Source organism: Pseudomonas sp. CFBP 5748, assembly GCF_053850495.1.
In genome coordinates this window covers 362,660-380,960 of the sequence record NZ_JBSPTN010000007.1, presented here as the reverse complement: position 1 = coordinate 380,960, position 18,301 = coordinate 362,660, and the positions used below count along the sequence as shown (strand labels likewise).

General features: G+C 60.1%; 16 protein-coding genes. 5 read left to right on the top strand and 11 right to left on the bottom strand.

The window, feature by feature from the left end; all coding sequences use genetic code 11:
* Positions 1-5: 5 nt before the first annotated feature.
* Complete coding sequence (locus ACWNZ1_RS18770; protein ID WP_135843393.1) at positions 6-896, bottom strand: LysR family transcriptional regulator; 891 nt, start codon at positions 894-896, stop codon at positions 6-8.
* Positions 897-999: 103 nt separating this feature from the next.
* Here ACWNZ1_RS18770 and ACWNZ1_RS18765 point away from each other — a divergent pair, with 103 nt between their 5' ends.
* The 4 genes from ACWNZ1_RS18765 to ACWNZ1_RS18750 all read left to right on the top strand — a co-directional run bounded on the left by ACWNZ1_RS18765 (position 1,000) and on the right by ACWNZ1_RS18750 (position 4,495).
* Positions 1,000-1,332 (top strand): DMT family transporter, encoded by a 333-nt coding sequence (locus tag ACWNZ1_RS18765; protein WP_046065574.1) that lies wholly within the window; start codon positions 1,000-1,002, stop codon positions 1,330-1,332.
* Between the two features lie 179 nt (positions 1,333-1,511).
* Positions 1,512-2,687, top strand: a complete 1,176-nt coding sequence (locus tag ACWNZ1_RS18760; protein WP_135843392.1) for an NAD(P)/FAD-dependent oxidoreductase — start codon at positions 1,512-1,514, stop codon at positions 2,685-2,687.
* Positions 2,684-3,496, top strand: coding sequence for an aldo/keto reductase (locus tag ACWNZ1_RS18755; RefSeq protein ID WP_135843391.1), 813 nt, complete (start codon positions 2,684-2,686; stop codon positions 3,494-3,496). Before ACWNZ1_RS18760 ends, ACWNZ1_RS18755 begins: the two co-directional genes overlap by 4 nt.
* 33 nt (positions 3,497-3,529) lie before the next feature.
* Positions 3,530-4,495, top strand: a complete 966-nt coding sequence (locus ACWNZ1_RS18750) for a metal ABC transporter ATPase (RefSeq protein WP_135843390.1) — start codon at positions 3,530-3,532, stop codon at positions 4,493-4,495.
* An 87-nt stretch (positions 4,496-4,582) separates the two neighbouring features.
* Here the strand turns inward: ACWNZ1_RS18750 and hldE are convergent, their stop codons facing one another.
* The 7 genes from hldE to ACWNZ1_RS18715 all read right to left on the bottom strand — a co-directional run bounded on the left by hldE (position 4,583) and on the right by ACWNZ1_RS18715 (position 13,406).
* Positions 4,583-6,004 (bottom strand): bifunctional D-glycero-beta-D-manno-heptose-7-phosphate kinase/D-glycero-beta-D-manno-heptose 1-phosphate adenylyltransferase HldE, encoded by a 1,422-nt coding sequence (gene hldE, locus ACWNZ1_RS18745; protein WP_135843389.1) that lies wholly within the window; start codon positions 6,002-6,004, stop codon positions 4,583-4,585.
* Positions 6,005-6,103: 99 nt separating this feature from the next.
* Entirely contained in the window at positions 6,104-6,712 is a 609-nt protein-coding gene (gene cysC, locus ACWNZ1_RS18740; protein WP_135843388.1) for an adenylyl-sulfate kinase, read from the bottom strand.
* Between the two features lie 136 nt (positions 6,713-6,848).
* On the bottom strand, positions 6,849-8,267 hold the full coding sequence (locus ACWNZ1_RS18735; protein ID WP_135843387.1) for a PIG-L deacetylase family protein: 1,419 nt from the start codon (positions 8,265-8,267) through the stop codon (positions 6,849-6,851).
* 16 nt (positions 8,268-8,283) lie between these two features.
* Complete coding sequence (locus tag ACWNZ1_RS18730) at positions 8,284-9,180, bottom strand: GNAT family N-acetyltransferase (RefSeq protein ID WP_135847937.1); 897 nt, start codon at positions 9,178-9,180, stop codon at positions 8,284-8,286.
* Positions 9,180-10,970, bottom strand: a complete 1,791-nt coding sequence (gene msbA, locus ACWNZ1_RS18725) for a lipid A export permease/ATP-binding protein MsbA (RefSeq protein ID WP_135843386.1) — start codon at positions 10,968-10,970, stop codon at positions 9,180-9,182. The genes ACWNZ1_RS18730 and msbA overlap by 1 nt, the downstream gene beginning before the upstream one ends.
* 133 nt (positions 10,971-11,103) lie before the next feature.
* Positions 11,104-12,300 (bottom strand): O-antigen ligase family protein, encoded by a 1,197-nt coding sequence (locus ACWNZ1_RS18720; RefSeq protein WP_135843385.1) that lies wholly within the window; start codon positions 12,298-12,300, stop codon positions 11,104-11,106.
* Positions 12,294-13,406, bottom strand: a complete 1,113-nt coding sequence (locus ACWNZ1_RS18715) for a capsular polysaccharide export protein, LipB/KpsS family (protein WP_135843384.1) — start codon at positions 13,404-13,406, stop codon at positions 12,294-12,296. Before ACWNZ1_RS18715 ends, ACWNZ1_RS18720 begins: the two co-directional genes overlap by 7 nt.
* Positions 13,407-13,627: 221 nt before the next feature.
* On the opposite strand from ACWNZ1_RS18715, the gene ACWNZ1_RS18710 reads away from it, so the two are divergent.
* Positions 13,628-14,260, top strand: coding sequence for a BUD32 family EKC/KEOPS complex subunit (locus tag ACWNZ1_RS18710; protein ID WP_256454139.1), 633 nt, complete (start codon positions 13,628-13,630; stop codon positions 14,258-14,260).
* A gap of 7 nt (positions 14,261-14,267) precedes the next feature.
* On the opposite strand, the gene ACWNZ1_RS18705 is transcribed toward ACWNZ1_RS18710, so the two are convergent.
* The 3 genes from ACWNZ1_RS18705 to ACWNZ1_RS18695 all read right to left on the bottom strand — a co-directional run bounded on the left by ACWNZ1_RS18705 (position 14,268) and on the right by ACWNZ1_RS18695 (position 18,194).
* Positions 14,268-15,485: a glycosyltransferase family protein gene (locus ACWNZ1_RS18705; protein WP_256454138.1), complete on the bottom strand. Its 1,218-nt coding sequence runs from the start codon at positions 15,483-15,485 to the stop codon at positions 14,268-14,270.
* A gap of 65 nt (positions 15,486-15,550) precedes the next feature.
* The gene (locus ACWNZ1_RS18700) at positions 15,551-16,453 is read right to left on the bottom strand and encodes a glycosyltransferase family 2 protein (protein ID WP_256454137.1); all 903 of its coding nucleotides are present in this window, start codon (positions 16,451-16,453) and stop codon (positions 15,551-15,553) included.
* On the bottom strand, positions 16,446-18,194 hold the full coding sequence (locus ACWNZ1_RS18695) for a carbamoyltransferase family protein (protein WP_092222386.1): 1,749 nt from the start codon (positions 18,192-18,194) through the stop codon (positions 16,446-16,448). Before ACWNZ1_RS18695 ends, ACWNZ1_RS18700 begins: the two co-directional genes overlap by 8 nt.
* Positions 18,195-18,301: the final 107 nt, after the last annotated feature.

Below are 18,301 nucleotides of genomic sequence, written 5' to 3'. Positions count from 1 at the left end.
GTTTTTCAGCCAATCGCCTGCAACTGCACGGCAAAACGTTCCGCCAGCCAACGCGCGGCCGGGCCCAGGGGTTCGTCGCGGCGCCAGACCAGTTCCACCACCAGGGCCGGCGGGGTCCATTCGCTGTTGAGTTCGACCATGTCCCCCAGGTACGCCGGGTATTGCACCACATGCCGTGGCAACCAGGCCCAACCCAGGCCGCTCCTGAGCCATTCAGCCAAAACGTAGAAGCTGTCGGCGCGCCAGACTTGCGGGCTGGCCTGCTCACTGCCGGGGTAGACGCTGGACTGGGTCGCCATCAACAACTGCCGGTGTCGGGCCATCTCCAGGCAGGTCACATATTCATGGCTCGCCATTGGATGCCCCTTGCCGCAGACCGTGACCATCTCGACACTGCCCAAGACCCGGCGCTCCAACGCCTCGGGGATCTGGTCGTGATAGAACAACAGCCCCAGGTCGGCGCGGCGCTCCACCAGTTTGCGCGCCACATCACCCTGGGCGGCGCAAGCCAGTTGCACTTCGAGGGTCGGGAATTGCTCGGCCAGGGCCACCAGGCTGTCGATGACCGGCTGATACGGCATCGCCTCATCCTGGGCCAGGCGCAACAGTGCTTCCTGCCCTCGCATCAAGGCCAGGGCCCGACCATTGAGGCGCTCACACTGGCGCAGCACTTCCCGCGCTTCTTCCAGCAGCGCCTTGCCGGCTTCGGTGAGCTTGGGCTGACGGCCACTGCTGCGCTCAAACAGGTTCACCCCCAGGTCAGCCTCCAGCAACGCTATCGCACTGCTAATAGCCGATTGGGCCTTGCGCTGGTCCCGGGCCACGGCGGAAAACGAACGCTTCTCGGCGACGCCCACAAACAGCCGCAACTGTTCCAGATTCCACTGCACGTTCATGGTTCAACCTATCTCATATACAGATAGGTAATGACTTTACCGCATCTGAGCCATCTCTAAAATGGCGCCATCGAAAGACGCGACATTCAAAGAGGAATCGCCCATGAACGCTTACTACTACTTGGCTATCGCCATCTGCGCCGAAGTGATCGCCACCGTTTCGATGAAAGCGATCAAAGGCTTGAGCACACCTTTGCCCCTGTTGCTGGTCATCGTCGGTTACGCCACTGCGTTCTGGATGCTCACCCTGGTGGTGCGCACTGTCCCGGTGGGCGTGGCGTATGCAGTCTGGGCCGGGTTGGGGATCGTCATGGTCAGCGTGGCGGCCCTGTTCATCTACGGGCAGAAGCTGGACGTGCCGGCGATGCTGGGGATGGCGTTGATTGTGTTGGGGGTGGTGGTGATCCAGCTGTTTTCCAAGACTGCCGGGCACTGAAAACACACTGATCATTTGAGCTGGAACACCTCTGTGGCGAGGGAGCTTGCTCCCGCTTGGGTGCGAAGCGCCCTCGCCACAAAAGCTTTCCTTGCAAGTTGCCGATGTTGATCGTCAACAAATTCCCTCTGCACCGAGTCTGTATACTGCGCCCTCGTCTTGAACACTGAGGTCGCTGCATGCCATCCGTTATTTCCACCGACGTTCTGATTGTCGGCGCCGGAGTCGCCGGCCTCTGGCTGAATGCGCGCCTGCGCCGCCAGGGCTTTTCGACCGTGCTGGTGGAAAGCGCCAGCCTCGGCGGCGGGCAGAGCGTCAAATCCCAGGGCATTATTCATGGTGGCGCCAAGTACGCCTTGCACGGCGCCTTGACCGGCGCCTCGGAAGCCATCGCCGACATGCCGCGGCGCTGGCGCGAAGCCTTGAAGGGTGAGGGCGAGTTGGACCTGTCCGGCGTGCGCCTGCTGTCCGACGCCCATTACCTCTGGTCACCCGGCACCCTGGCCGGCAACCTCACCAGTTTCTTCGCCAGCAAGGCCGTGCGCGGGCGGGTCGATCAGGTCAAGGGCGAGCAACTGCCGCCAGCCCTGCAAGACAAGCGCTTCAAGGGCAAGGTCTATCGCCTGGCCGAGCTGGTGGTGGATGTGCCCAGCCTGATCGCTCGCCTGGCGGAACTGGCCGGCGACGGCTTGCTGGCCGGGCAACACATCGAACCGCTGCGCGAAGGTGACGCACTGGTGGGACTGAAGGTGGATGGCCGCGAGATCCGCGCCCAGCGCATTGTCCTCAGCGCCGGGGCCGGCACCGCCGACCTGCTCAGTGCCCTGGGTCTGGACCAACCGGCCATGCAACGCCGGCCGCTGCACATGGTCCTGGTCAAGGGCCCGAGCCTCAAGCCGCTCTACGCCCATTGCCTGGGCGGCGGACCAAAGCCACGCGTCACCGTGACCACCCATCCGGCCGCCGACGGCCAATGGGTCTGGTACCTGGGCGGCGACCTCGCCGAAGGCGAGGGCGTGGCCCGCGAGCCCGCCGCGCAGATTACAGCCGCCCAGAAAGAGCTCGGTCAGTTGCTGCCCTGGGTCGATCTCAGCAACGCGCAATGGGCCACGCTGCGAGTGGACCGCGCCGAACCTCTGCAATCGGGCCTGACCCGCCCGGACAACGCCTTCCTCGCCGAGCAGAATCGTTTGCTGGTGGGCTGGCCGACCAAACTGGCCCTGGCGCCGGATTTCGCTGATCGGGTGATCAGTGCCCTGCAACGTGACGGCATTCAACCCAGTCACCCGGCGCCACTGCCGGACCTGCCGAAACCGCCCATGGGCGTACCAGCCTGGGAGCAACTGCTGCCATGAGCCAACCGACCCTGCACGACTTCTATCGTCCGCTGGGCCATAACGGCCCCAGGGTCTCCCCCCTGGGTCTGGGCACCGTCAAGCTCGGCCGCGACCAGGGCGTCAAGTACCCCAACGGCTTTCGCATCCCCGATGATGACGAAGCACGCATGCTGCTCAAACTGGCCCGCGAACTGGGCATCAACCTGATCGACACCGCGCCGGCCTATGGCCGCAGCGAAGAGCGCCTCGGCCCGCTGTTGCGCGGCCAGCGCCACGACTGGGTGATTGTCAGCAAGGTCGGTGAAGAGTTTAGCGACGGCCAGTCGCGCCACGACTTCAGTGCCGCCCATACCCGCTTCTCGGTGGAGCGCAGCCTCCAGCGCCTGGAAACGGACTATATCGACCTGGTGCTGGTGCACTCCGACGGCAATGACCTGGCGATCCTCAACGACAGCGAGGTCTACCCGACCCTGGCGGCGCTCAAGCGCGAGGGCAAGATCGGTGGCTTCGGTTTTTCCGGCAAAACCGTCGACGGCGGTTTGAAAGCTCTGGAGCAAGGCGATTGCGCAATGGTCACCTACAATTTGAACGAACGAAACGAGAAGGCTGTCATTGACTACGCGGCCGAGCACGGCAAAGCGATCCTGGTGAAGAAAGCCCTGGCCAGCGGTCACGTCTGCCTGAGCCCCGGAACAGACCCTGTCCGTGCCAGCTTCGAACTGTTGTTTGAGCATCCCGGAGTCGCCAGTGCTATTGTCGGCACCATCAATCCGCTGCACCTCGCCCATAACGTCGCGACCGTAGCCAAGGTCCTACGTAAAAATTGACGCCGCCCTGCGCGGCATTAAGCAGGAGCCGACATGCCGCGTACGCTTATCAGAAAGAACCCAAGCAACTTCAAGACCCTGCCCCTGTTCGTCGAAGCGACACCCGAAGGCCTGACTTACCAGAGTGTCGGGATGCCGTTGAACTTCTCCCAGACCCTGCAGCGCCGCCGTCCCGTCACCGTGGCCGACGCCGAACGCTTTTCCCTGGAGCTGGCAAACCTCGGCGTCTCGGTACGCCTGACCCTGCATTGGCAGAACCGCGACTACTGGGTGCTGGTACGCCAGCGGCGGCAGGATCGTGGCGATGTGGTGCTCAAGCTGATTTCCGGCTACGTCCCGGCCCATGAGCTGAATCTGCCACTGCTCACCGCCATCAGTGAAATTGCCGAAGAGTGCCTGCTGGAAACCCCTGAGGGCTGGCTCGGCGGACGGTTCAACGACACCTGGCTACCCGCCCCCTATGCCACCGCCCTGCACTACCGCGAAGCCCTGCCGTTTCGCCTGACCCCGCTGTCGGGCTCGGCCCGCCCGGTGCGCAGCGCCAACCTGCAGTTGATCGAGCGGCCGCGGGCTTACGTGCATCTGCCGACGGCGTCTTTGCAACTGATTTACGATTTGCGCCTGGATGTGCCCAAGGAAGCCAAGTCCCTGAGCCTGTTTCACGTCGATGAGCGACTTGAGGGCGATCAACTGGTGGCGCGCCTGGATCGCAAACGACCGGATTTGTACCTGATGCCGCTGCAGGACGGCCAACCCATGCCCGAGCTGTATACCTTGAAAAAGGATCAGCTGTACCCGGCCAGCACCCGCGGGCTGTACCTGGCGGAGAGCTTCGCCCGGCAGGACGGTTGGCTGGTGCGAGACGAGCGGATTCGCTGGAAGGACTGGCTGCGCCAGCAGGGGCTGACGCCACCGGGCAAGGAGTCGGGCCTGGCCCGACTGAAGGGCAAGGCCCGGCAATTGCTCAAGAAGATCGTGCCGCGCAAGGCGGCTCGTTGAGCCTGATGCTCATCATCTAGCTGGACGATGAGCCCTTGTGGGAGCGAGCTTGCTCGCTCCCACAAGTTCTGCGCTTTGCCTGACACGTCAGTTATTGCGGATCTTTTCCACAATAGCCGTCGTCGAGCTATTTTCCACCAGTCCCAACACCTTCACGGTGCCGCCGTAGGCCGCGACGATGTCTGCCCCCACGACCTGATCGATCCCATAGTCGCCGCCCTTGACCAGCACATCCGGCTTGACCTGGCGCAGCAGGTTTTCCGGCGTGCCTTCGCTGAAACTGATCACCCAGTCCACCGCGCCAAGACCGGCGAGGACCGCCATGCGCCGGTCGACACTGTTGATCGGGCGCCCAGGCCCTTTAAGACGGCTCACGGACGCATCGTCATTGACCGCAACGATCAGACGATCGCCCTGGGCCCTGGCCTGCTCGAGGTACGTCACATGACCGGCATGCAGAATGTCGAAGCAACCGTTGGTAAAGACGATTCTCTCGTTGTGCGCACGGGCATCGTCAACAGCCAGCAGCAATTGCTCCAGGCCCAGGACACCGCGCTCGGAACCCTCTTCACGCTGGATGGCGCGCCGCAGTTCCGGGGCGCTGATAGCGGCCGTACCGAGCTTGCCGACGACGATGCCTGCCGCCAGGTTCGCCAGGGCCACCGCATGGGGCAATTCCTCGCCAGCGGCGAGCGCGGCGGCCAGGGTGGAAATCACGGTGTCGCCAGCCCCCGTCACGTCGAACACTTCACGGGCACGAGCCGGCAAGTGCAACGCGGGGTGATCGGGACGCAGCAGGGTCATGCCATGCTCGCCACGGGTCACCAGCAAGGCGCCGAGGTCGAGGTCCTGCATCAACTGCGCGCCTTTGCTCACCAAGTCGTGCTCATCGACACAACCACCGACGATGGTTTCGAACTCGCTGAGGTTCGGCGTGATCAGGCTCGCGCCACGGTAGATGGAAAAATCCTTGCCCTTGGGGTCGGCCACTACCGGGATACCCCGGGCACGAGCGGCCTGGATCAGCACCTGATGGTTTTTCAACGCACCTTTGCCATAGTCCGACAATACCAGCACCTTGATGCCTTCGAGCAGGCGATCGACTTCGGCACCGAGGGCCAGGGGGTCGGTGGCGAACGGTTCTTCGAAATCGATCCGCAGCAGTTGCTGGTGACGGCTCATGACCCGTAGCTTGACGATGGTCGGCTGGTGCGCGATGCGCTGGAATATTGCCCGAACCCCGGCGCCCTTGAGACTGTTGGTCAGGCTGTCGGCGGCTTCGTCGTCACCGGTCACACCCACCAGGGAGGCCGGCGCGCCGAGAGCAGCGATGTTCAGGGCAACGTTGGCGGCACCACCGGGGCGATCCTCGATGTGCTCGACCTTGACCACCGGTACCGGCGCCTCAGGGGAAATCCGTGAGGTTCCGCCATGCCAATAGCGGTCGAGCATGACATCGCCGACCACCAATACAGGGGCTTGATCGAATCGCGGCATGGACAACTTCATGGAGCATCCCACATACAAAATGAACAAGGGCGGGATATTAGCACAGGGTTGGCGCAAGGCTTGTTCATGGCTTTGACCGGATGCGCTCACGTCTTTTGCTCAGCGGTGCAACAGCGCCCACAGCCGGTCGCAGGCCTGGCTCAACTCCAGTTCACCCGTGTCGATCTCGCAATCGGCTGCCAGCGGCGCCTCGTACGGGCTGTCGAGCCCGGTGAAGTTCTTGATCCTTCCAGCGAGCGCTTCCCGATAAAGCCCCTTGGGGTCCCGCTGGACGCAAACGTCGAAAGGCGTGCTCATATAGACTTCGAGAAAAGTATTCTGGGGAAACAATTGCCGTGCGGCCTCACGGTCAGCTCGAAACGGGGAAATAGCCGCGACAATGACAATCAGCCCAGCATCGACCATCAACCGCGCCACCTCGCCGATTCGTCGGATATTCTCCTTGCGCGCCTCCGGACTCATGCCCAGATCACCGCATAGCCCCTGACGCAGGTTGTCCCCGTCAAGCAGACAGGTGTGGAAACCTTGTTCGTGCAGGCGAACTTCCAACGCATTGGCCAAGGTTGATTTTCCCGCCCCGGACAGCCCGGTCAGCCAGATACATCGCGGGCGCTGGGATTTGATCGCCGCCCGCGCCTGCGGGGATACCGTCAGCGCCTGGGGCCGAATCGCCGGCCGTTGTGTCGATACCTTTGTCGTCCTGTCCATAACCGAGCCTCTCCCGGATATCGAATTGCATTAGGGTTTACCGGCCTGTGCGCGGCATGGGCGCGTATTCCCGACTTATTGCCCAAAGCAAAGCATAGGCCGAACACCACATTGTGCCGGCTCGCCAACAAATACTTCAGTGATCATCCTGCTGCGGGGCAGCCAGCGGACGCACCCAGAAAAGCTCATGTCGACGCACCGCCTTGCGGAAAAACTCATCCTCCCCGGTGCGAGGCCAGCGACGTCCGGCCAACAACCGTTGAATCATTCGGCGCAATTGCCTTTTGAAGGGGGGGCGGCCTTGTAAGTCGTGCTGCATGCCCAACGCCATGGCCTTGTCCATGCGGGTCGGCGCATCCAGCAGCGGACTCCATAGGCCATCGACCGGCAACGGCTCGATGGCTGGAGGCAAGGCGATACCATAGCCTGCCGGGCCCATTGGCCAACGGTCGTTGTCGTGCAGGTGGTTGGCATACAGCAGCAGGGTACGCGGGCGCCAGGTACTGAGTTCAATGGCCTCCATCAAGGCGCGAGTACTGGCAACATGGTCGCTGTGAGGATCCAGTTCGGGATGAGGTGTCACTACCGCGTCGGGCCGGTGATGCTCAAGCATCCGTACCAGATCAGCCACCAGGTTGCGCCAATTCGGCTGGCCGTCGACGTCACCCGGCAGACTCAGGGCGTTGAACCGGCGCACGTCCCGAATATCACTATCGCCCGATTCCAGAGAGCCAAAGCTTCGCTCCGGTTGTTGCGCCATAGCCCCCAACTGCAGGCAGTAGTAGCCCAATTGCACACATTGCTGCTGCGCCACCCCACCCCACAACGGCACCGCCAGACTGTCCCAGCTACGCAGGCGACCCTTGAGGCGAGCAGCCTGAGCGGCGTCCAGGCCCATATCGCGATAGTGCTCGGCTTCGATTTCCCCTTGGGTCAGCGTGACGATAGCCACATCGCTGGCCCGGCTATAGAGACCAAAAGCCGCAAGCTCGGCATCGTCGGCATGAGGAGCGATGACGAGCAAACGTTGCTGGCCAAAATCCGGAGTGCTCAGCACATGAAGAGTCGCCTGTGACGCCAGGCTGCAAAAACGGCCGTGCACTCTCAGGAGCCCGCTCGTCAGCGCCGAATCCTGCCCGGACAGATTGAGGAAACGCTCACCCGCGACACCGCGCTCCAGATCCTGGCGGTCGTCACCGATCCATACCTGAGGATCGAAAAAACGTCCCAACCAGTGGCTTTTGACCCGCACCTGCAGAATCAGCGTCTGCCCCGCACTGAACGCGCCCGCCACCTGCAACAGGCCATCGTTCAAAATGGCGGGAAACTGCGGCGTGCCTGGCGGGAAGTCATAACGATAATCGTCGTTCGGAGCATAGAACAGATGATCGCAAAACCAGGCCTCGTGGGCGATCCAGCCCAGCAACAGGAAAAGCGGCAACGACCACCACGACACAAAAAAGCCCAGTGCGGACGCCACCAGCAACATGCCAATCAGGATCAGACGTTTGCGTTGACGATGGCGTTTAAGCAATTGCTGCTTGCGTCCGCTCATGGCTGTTTACCCTCGCTCAAACCTGATAGACCGGAACCCGGTGACACCAGCGATCCTTGTATTCGCGGTCGGCACGGCCGAACGAATAACGCAGCGGCTTGCCCAGGGCGCGAGCCTGCTCCCAAGCGGTTTGGGTATTGACGAAACTGAGCACGCTGCCAGGACTGAACTCGCGACTCTGCGGGTCGACGCCGCCGTTGATGTATTCAAGGCTGGTCCACTTGGGGGCCTCGACCCGGTACAGGATCTGAATCGCCACCGGCTCATCGTTCAGGTAGATCAAGGACCCGGTCATGAACTCACGCATCAGGCCGAACACCTCAGCCAGATGCTTTTTGCCTGGAGCTTCGAAGTTCCAGCGGCGTTGGAACAGGTCGGCATAGATGACCGCCTGCTCGCCGGCGCTGAGCTCCAGCATAGGCCGGATGCTGCCGCCCGCATCCTCCAGCAAACGCTGCTCGCGACGCTGGTTGTACCGAAATTTCTTACTGTAATCCTCGGGCTCACGGGCCAGCGCCAAGCCTTCAGGCTGCTCAGCAAGGCCCGTTATGCTTTGGGCATTGAGTGCAGACACATAGCGCATGCGATGCCGTACGCGAATCCGAGTGTCTTCGGCAACCGGCAGGATGACCTCGGCATTGCCGAGATCGAGCATGCCGCGCTTGCCTTCACGCTTGAGCACATCCTTGGATAAGGCCACATGACGGCCCCAGGTCGGGATCGCAGCACACAATTGACCGTCGACGAACCAGCCCAGATAACGTACAGGAATGCCTACAAATCCGGCCAGCCGCTCGACCACATCAGGGTGAGTCGCCACACTGCCGCCAAACTGTTGCCAGGCAAGAGCGTAAGCCGCAGCATCAATAGGGGTCCAACCGCTTTCTCGCCAGGCCCGCCAGTAACTCAAAATCAAACGAAGGACTCCTTCGCTGCCTCTTCGGCACCTTCGACGAAGTCTTTCTCGTGCAACCGAGCGTAGAAACCATTGAGTGCCAGCAACTCGGCATGAGTGCCGCGCTCGACAATACGCCCTTTGTCCATCAACAAGATCAGGTCAGCCTTCTCGATGGTCGACAGTCGATGAGCAATCACCAGCGTGGTGCGGCCTTTCATCACTTGGTCCAGGGCCGCCTGGATGTGACGCTCGGACTCAGTGTCGAGAGCCGAGGTCGCCTCATCCAGAATCAACAGTGGTGCATTCTTGAGCAGGGCTCGGGCGATCGCCAGGCGCTGGCGCTGACCGCCGGAAAGCAGGACACCGTTTTCGCCCACCAGGGTGTCGTACCCCTGAGGCATCTGCTCAATGAACTCGGCGGCGTACGCATCTTCGGCAGCCCTGCGCACGTCCTCGAAGGGCGCGTCAGCGAGGTCGCCGTAGGCGATGTTGTTGGTAACGCTGTCGTTGAACAACGTGACCTGCTGGGTCACCAAGGCAATGTGGCGCCGCAGGTTGGTGAGCTTGTATTCCTCGACGTCCACGCCGTCGAGCAGAATCTGTCCCTTGTCATGATGATAGAAACGCGGAATCAGGTTGGCCAAGGTCGACTTGCCGCTGCCCGAGCGTCCTACCAGGGCGATCATCTGCCCCTCTTCGGCGGTAAAGGAAATATCGTCGAGCACGACTTTCTCGGTATCTGGATACTGGAAACTCAGGTTGCGCACTTCCAGGCGACCACCGACACGCGCCATCTCCTTGGTTCCCTTGTCCACTTCCGGTTCTTCGTCCAGTTGCTCGAAGATGCTGTCCGCAGCGGCCAGGCCCTTCTGGATCGTGGCGCTGACCTCCGACAATTGACGGATGGGCTTGGGCAACAAACCGGCGGCAGTGATATAGGCAACCAGCTCGCCGGCGGAAGCATCACCGCGAAGGTAAAGCACCAGGTACATCAACACGGCCATGCCGATGTAGATCACCAACTGCAGCATAGGCGTATAGATCGACTGGGTCCGGGTCATGCCCAGGCTGCGGTTCATGTTGTCGGCACTGGCCTTGTGAAACCGTTCGATTTCGTAGTTTTCACCGCCAAAACTGCGAACCACACGGTAGCCCTGGATCGTCTCCGAAGCCACATGGGTCACATCCCCCATCGCCACCTGGATTTTCTTGCTCTGCTTGCGAAATTTCTTGCTGGCGCTACTCACCAGAACGGCAATAACCGGCAGGATCGCCAGCAATACCAGCGTCATTTTCCAGTTGCTGTACAGCAAATATCCGAACAGGAACACCACCGTCAGCCCTTCACGAATGACCACTTTGATCGCATCAGTGGCGGCACCGGTGACCATGGTCACGTTATAGGTAATACGGGAAATCAGGTGGCCGGAGTTATGGTTGTCAAAGTAGCGGTTAGGCAGGGTCAGCAGGTTATCGAACAGGGCGCAGCGCAGGTCGTGGACAACACCACGAGCAACTTTGGCGAGGTAGTAGTTACCCAGGAATGAGCCTATACCTTGGTAGACCGCAATGAGCACGATCAGCAACGGCACGCCGAGCACCAGCGAAACGCCCATGAACTGAGTGTCATTGGGCTTCTGCAAAGCGTCGAGAAAATGCTTGAGCATGTCTGCCAGCATCGGCTGGCTGGATGCGAACAGTACGAAACCGATAATACTGATGGCGAAGGCGCCCCAGTACGGGAGCACGTATTTCAGCAACCGCAGGTAAATCGTCATGCTCGATTGCTGGTCGGAATTGGCCATTCGGTGCGCCTCGGACGTTTGAAAAAAGAGACAAGATGTAGATTGTAACAGCGAACGAATTACAGCACCGGCTCAGCCAGGACTGAACGACCGGACAGCGCAGAGGTAGCCATTCGCCTTCGCGTCACCAACATCAAGCAGCAGAAACGCTCTGGGTGGAGTTTCTGGTTTCAGCGTCCCCCCGAGCGGCCAACACAATACTCAAAGCAATCGGCAGCCAGGTGATCAACCAGTCGGCGTTCGGTTTGAGCCAGAGACCGATGCCATCGGTGAGCAACGACGTCCCGGAAAAAACCCAGAGTGCCAGCAACACTTGACCCAGCGGCTGAGCTCGCGAAATCCAGCCGCGCCAGCCAGCCGCCAGCCACAGCCAGCCGAACAACAGCAGGCCGGGCACCCCGAGACGCACACCGGTATCCAGAAAGAGGTTATGGGGATGTTTGAATGACTGTCCTAGCTCAGGGACCGGAATCAGGTACTCTTTGAATCCCAACCCCGTCGCCCAGTGGTCCAGAATCAACTGAACACCACCTCGCCATAGCTCGGGCCGGAAAGAAACGCCACGCTGCAATAAAACTTCCGATTTGAACACAGCAATGGACGCCACTCCCAGAACCCCCAGAAGAATCAGTCCACTTCCCAGGCGTGACGGTCGCGCTATCCCCATTACGAATAGACAGACTACCAAGCCGATCCAAACACCGCGCGTTTGGCTGAAGCCCAGAAACAGCGCGTATCCGATCGCAGGGATCAGCAGCAACGCCATCACAGCAGGAGTGAAGCGCCTGGTTCGCAGCGTGAACACGCCAATAACCGCCAAGGCGCCCACCGCGTGCGCGGCCATGATCGGGGTGTCCCACAAGCCGATGGCAATCAACCGACTTTGCAAAGGCCGAGCGGACAGACCATAAAAATATGCCCAGGAAGCGGCCGCAAAAACACCGCCAATAATCGATGCGTACAACAACATGGACTCTACCCGCCACTGGCGGTTCTGTGCCGCCAGCAACACGCCTGCCAAGGTCAGGGCTACATAGAATGTCACCTTGACCTTGCCGAAGACGTTATCCCCCCCCTCAACCGCCAATACCAGAAACGTCCAGGCCACGAACAAGACGAGAAGAATGCACTCAGGCTGCTTGAGTAACAGGCGAAAATCCCGATGAAACAGTGCCAGCAAGGCGGGGAGCCATAGCAGGAAAATCAACATCTGGTGATACAGTTTGTTGTTCGGTAGTACCCACGCCCCACACAATAAAACGAGGAAACCGATGGATGCCCACACCGCCAGGACATCCTTGTTGATCATTTTTTTCATTTCTGTCAGCACTCAACTTTCCCCAGCATTCGATCAGCAACTCGTTGTAACTGAGCTTTATCGGCCGTCTTCCAGCTACCCTTAATGCAGTAGTGCTCGCAAAGGTAGTGCAGGAAGTTACGCCTTAATTGCTCGTTGAGCGGCCATCGCGGGAATGCACGCGCCAATTCCACCACCTGCCCAGCAGTGTCGGCATGCATCACCAACCCCTCGATGTTGAAGAAGGCCTGGCCCAAGGTGAGCACGGGCTTGCCCAGGAGCAGGCTTTCCAGGCCAACCGTCGAATTGATCGTGACCACAAACAGACTGGACTCGATCAATTGCTGGGTAGAATTACCGTTGGCGAACAGCACGCGCTCATGAGTACGTTCATGCAGCTCCGGGTACGTCTCGCGACTGGACGGGTGCTCCTTGAACACCACAGTCAGCCCCGTTTCTTTAGCCAGGCGTTCGCCTAAGGCAAACATCTCGCGCATGTTGCTGATCCAGGGAGAAAACAGCCGAACCTGGCTATCTCGGTCATCCTGAAACGGAACGAAGACAAACTGCTGCGGCAGCGTAATGGGTGCCGGGCCCGTGGTACGAGGCGGACGGGGGATCAGCACTGGCGCCGCCTGGTTTTCAGGCACGAAGTAAGGATAGTTGAGGTAAAAATCGGCCTCACGCGGAACCGCATTCAGGTAGTTCACGCCCTTGGGGTCCACAGTCGTAGTATCGGGCAACAGGCCATTCTCGAAAAAGAACGTCTTGCAACTCGACGGGGCCAGCGCCGTCAGCAATCGGCAATAGCGATGGGAACCATTCCAGAATACCAATGCATCAGGACGCTCACGGTTAAGCAAAGCCTGGGCCCGCAGTGCCATCCCAAAGAGTTCAAGACGCAACAACAGGCGGTACAGCCAGCCATTGTTCTTGTTCTTGACGCGACGTTCCTCGCATTTCTCTTCGATCAGGCTTGACCAGTCGACGCGAGAAAGAATCCTGGATATCTGCAGTGACCCAAGCCAAGGCATCTGTGAAGGGGTAACGACCTTGCCTTGCAGTTCCGTCTCGTTGAGCAACCGATTGAAATAAAGGCCCTGATGAGCGGCCAAAGAAATGAACAGCATTGTCGTCATGGAGTGTCCAAAAGATAAGCGGCATCTACACGCCAGCCGACGCATGGCGAATAGCAACATAGATCAGAAACAACACTCTGTGACAGAGTCCAGGCGACCCCATGGACAGGGCCGGGGTCCCTTGAAAATTGGCGCGACTATATCACAGCTGTTTTTTGCAGCATGCACACTGCGGTAACATAGCCGGCGGCCCATCCATCGGGCCAAATCCTGGAGCACAGATGCAAACGCTCGACCATGCTTTTTATCTCAGCCTGCGCGAAGGTGCCGACGTTCTCGAAGCCGATGGTAAAGGGGATAAAGTCCTGCTCCTGACTGATGGCTCGATACTCAAGCTGTTTCGTCGTAAACGCCTGCTGACCTCCGCACTCTGGGCACCTTACGCAAAGCGCTTCGCCGACAACTGCCGAATGCTCTGTGAACGTGGCATCGAGTGCCCGCAAATTCGTCAGATTTATCGCATCCCCAGCATTGAACGCGATGCCGTCCATTACGACCCACTCCCCGGCCAAACCCTGCGTCAACTGCTGAACGTGGACGGCAATGGAGAGCTTCGGGCACGTTTGGGTGAGTTCATTGCGCAACTGCATCAGAAGGGTATCTACTTTCGCTCTGCGCACCTGGGCAACGTCGTACTGACGCCTGAAAACAAGCTGGGACTGATCGATATCGCCGATCTGCGCACCTATCGCAAGCCGCTGCGCAAGAGTCTGCGCCTGCGCAACTTCAAACATATCCTGCGTTATCGACAGGATCGCCAGTGGCTGCTTGAGGACAATCAGTTTCTTGAGTATTACCTCAACCAGCAAAGCGTGTGCAACGAACGTGAACTGAGCCTGGCCCTAGGCGCCTGAGCCTCCTTCAACCGACGGCAGGCAACCTGATGGTCTCGAAGTCGCGCCTTGGGTCCTCACCGCGAAGCAGGTTTTCGACCAGTTGAGTGGTCTTCGCCAACCCCTGGGAACCGTGCACCAGGTGATAGTCAGCAAACCGTCGGGCCTGAGCCACCTGCCCTTGATAATCTTGCTCAAGCATTTGCAGCTGACGGGAAAGCGCCTGCTCATTGCGAACTTGAGGCCCGAAAAACAACGAGTGAGAGAAAACATCCACGTCGCTGCCCGCGTTCACATGAATCACCGGCCGCCCCGCCAGCCCCGCCTCGATACCGGCATTGGACATGATGTTGACGACAACACTGGACTGCGCGAGCGCCTGAGCCAATGAGCACTTGATGTCCAGCAACTCAATGTTGGTGAACTGAAGGGCCGCATCGCTCCAGAACTGCGCCTTGCTGCGCGGATGACGCTTAAACAGAACGCGATAGTGCGGATGTTGCCCGGCCCAGTTGCACAGCATCTGATAAGTGCGCTGGTAACCCGGCTCTTTCTCCCGGTCAGGGCCAACCCCCAGAATCAACAACGTCTGGAGAGCCGGATCGGCGGGGGGTAAATCATAGGTTTCATCGGCAAGGTAGGAACCGACCAGCACCACCGTCGACTCTCCGAACCGCAACGTTCGTTCCTGCAAGGCCACCAGTGAACTGCGCCCAAAGACGCCGTAGTAATCAAAGTCGTTCATCGCCAGTCGTCGAGAAGACTCCAGCGTCGCGGCATGGGCCAGATGCAGCAGCCGAGCGCCACGCGCAGCCAATGCCAGACGCAGAAACGGCGCATGGAGACTACCGTTGCGCTCGTTGATCAGCACCTTGGGCTGGTACGTCATCACCAGCCACTGTGCATGGGCGGCATATACCAGATATCGCAGCGGTACAGACTGCGGCGGCGCCAAAAGCATACGCAGGGCACAGGCGTCCGAGGGGGAGCGTAACGCCGCTTCAGCCAGATGGTGTCCGCGCTTGCGCAGGGAGTCGATCAGAATATTTTTGCGCTGCAACGCCATGGACTTGGGTGCCGAATGAAGCAACAGCACTTCACAGGGCGTGGTGACTACCGAGCCACTCAAGCACGCCTTGGTGCGTATTCCGACCACGACGTCCACCAGCACATCGCGAACCAGGCGCAATAAACTGCCACAGCGACCATGACGCTCGCGCAGCAGTTTCCAGCGATAGCGATCCAACTCACGCGCTTTTTGCGCCCAGCATCCAACCGCCTGGACCCCACTGTCGTCAGGCGATAGCGCACTCATTTGAACAATAACCGAATGGCCTTGCGAGTGTAGGTCCAACGCGTGAGCGAACGAATATCGGTGCGCACAGCTTGTGCATAAAAAGCCCTGGCGTTGACATAGTCGCCAGCGGTGTAGCAATCCCGGAACAACGACAGGCAGCGCTGAGCCATGAAAGCCTGGCGCAAGTCCTGCAGCTCAGGCAAGCGCGCAGGGGAAAACACCTCGTCAACCACCCCCACGCCCGCCGCCAGGCTTTGCTTGAGGTCGTGCCGCATGCTGTCGTCATGCTTATAGATCAGCGCCAGCGGCTGATCGAGAACGCTGCACGGGAAACGCGCCAACACCTGGGCAAACACCGGGATATCTTCGACGTTACGCAAGTGCTCGGGGTAATTGCCCGGCGCAAACACATCGCGATGCATCACACAGGCACCGTTGGACAGCGTCACCGTCTTGTCCAGCAAGTAGCCACGCACACGTTCACGCGGTGTGGCAGGCAAGGGTTTTACGCGGTGCTGGACCCGACGCCCATCGGAAAACACCGACCAGTGCCCACCAATGATAAAACGGCTCTCGGGATGACTGGCGATATGTTGGGCCACCGCAGCCAGCGCGCCTGGAGCCATCTCATCATCGGCATCCAGGAAGATCAGGTATTGCCCCCGAGCCTCCTCGATCCCGCGATTTCGTACCGAAGACAGACCACCATTGGACTTGCGCAGGACTCGAAAGCAACCGGCATGTTCAACCAGCAACTGCTCCAAAACCTGTGGCGTCGCATCAGTGGAACCGTCGTCTATCACCAGCAGTTCAGCCTGGGCATCTCTCAACTGCGCCACCACCGAGTTCACCGCGCGGGGCAACGTCTTGGCATAGTTGTAGGCAGGAATGACGACGCTGATCAACACTTCAGTCATAAGCATCCACGCCGTCTTTGACCACCAGGATATCTTCCATGATCAAGTACTGCAGGTCGGAACCAAAAAACATGTTCAATGCATCGGTCGGCGAGCAGATCATCGGTTCGCCACGACGGTTGAGCGAGGTGTTCAGGGAGACGCCGTTGCCGGTCAGGACTTCCAGCGCCTTCATCATGTCGTAGTAGCGCGGGTTGTACTCGCGCTTGAGCACCTGGGCCCGGGACGTGCCGTCTTCATGGACGACTTCCGGTACGCGGGTCTTCCACTCCTCAGCCACTTCGAAGGTGAAGGTCATGAACGGCGCCGGGTGATCGACCTTGATCATCTGTGGCGCCACGGTGTCGAGCATCGACGGGCAGAAAGGCCTCCAGCGCTCGCGGAACTTGATCTGCTCGTTGATGCGATCGGCCACGCCGCTGGCGCTTGGGCAACCGATGATCGAGCGACCGCCCAAGGCACGCGGGCCAAACTCCATGCGCCCCTGGAACCAGGCCACCGGGTTGCCGTCGACCATGATCTTGGCGATGCGCTCAGGGGTGTTGTCGATCTTGCGCCACGCGGGCTTGCTCGGATGGCGGGCACAGGCGGCGATCACGTCTTCGTTGCTGTAGGCCGGGCCGAGATAGACATGCTCCATCTTCTCCACCGGCACGCCACGGGCGTGGGACACATAAGCTGCCGCCCCCACCGCGGTACCGGCGTCACCGGAGGCCGGTTGCACGAACAGCTCCTTGACGTCATCACGGGCGATGATTTTCTGGTTCAGCTTGACGTTCAACGCACAGCCACCGGCGAAAGCCAGCTTGCCGGTTTCCTTGAGCACGTCGCCCAGGTAATGATCGATCATTTGCAGCGCAAGCTTCTCGAACAGCGCCTGCATGCTGGCCGCGTAGTGAATGTACGGCTCGTCGGCGATGTCGCCTTCGCGTTTCGGACCGAGCCATTCGATCAGCTTCGGCGAGAAGTAGAAGCCTTTGCCCTTCTCTTTATAGCGTCGCAGGCCGATCACGTTGGCGTAGTCGGTGTTGATCACCAACTCGCCGTTTTCGAACGAAGCCAGGCGCGAGAAGTCGTACTTGCTGGCATCGCCGTAGGGCGCCATGCCCATGACCTTGAACTCACCGTCGAGCATTTCAAAGCCCAGGAACTCGGTGATCGCGCCGTACAGGCCGCCGAGGGAGTCCGGGTCGAAGAACTCCTTGATCTTGTGGATCTTGCCGTTTTCGCCATAGCCAAAGAAGGTCGTGGCGTATTCGCCCTTGCCGTCGATGCCCAGGATCGCGGTTTTCTCCTGGAAGCCCGAACAGTGGTAGGCACTGGAGGCGTGGGCCAGGTGATGCTCGACCGGCTCGATCTTGATTTTTTTCGGATCGAAGCCCAATTGCTCCAGGCACCAGACAATCTTGCGGCGATAGCGCTTGTAGCGGCGGTTGCCCATCAGGATCGCATCGAGCGCGCGGTCCGGGGCGTACCAGTAACGCTTGGCGTAGTGCCAGCGAGCTTCACCGAACAGGCTGATCGGGGCGAACGGGATCGCCACCACGTCGACGTCGGACGGCTTGATGCCGGCCTGTTCCAGGCAGAACTTCGCCGATTCGTAGGGCATGCGGTTCTTTGCATGTTTATCGCGTACGAAGCGCTCTTCCTCGGCCGCCGCGATCAGCTTGCCATCTATGTACAGCGCCGCGGAAGGATCATGGCTAAGGGCGCCGGACAGGCCAAGAATCGTCAATGCCACAGGGGTCTAGCCTCTTAATGTCTGCATACGGGCGACAAGCGCCGCGAAAAATTGATGTGCCGCTCGCCGGGGCGCGGGGCATAAAGGGCGGGATTATAGCTTAAAAG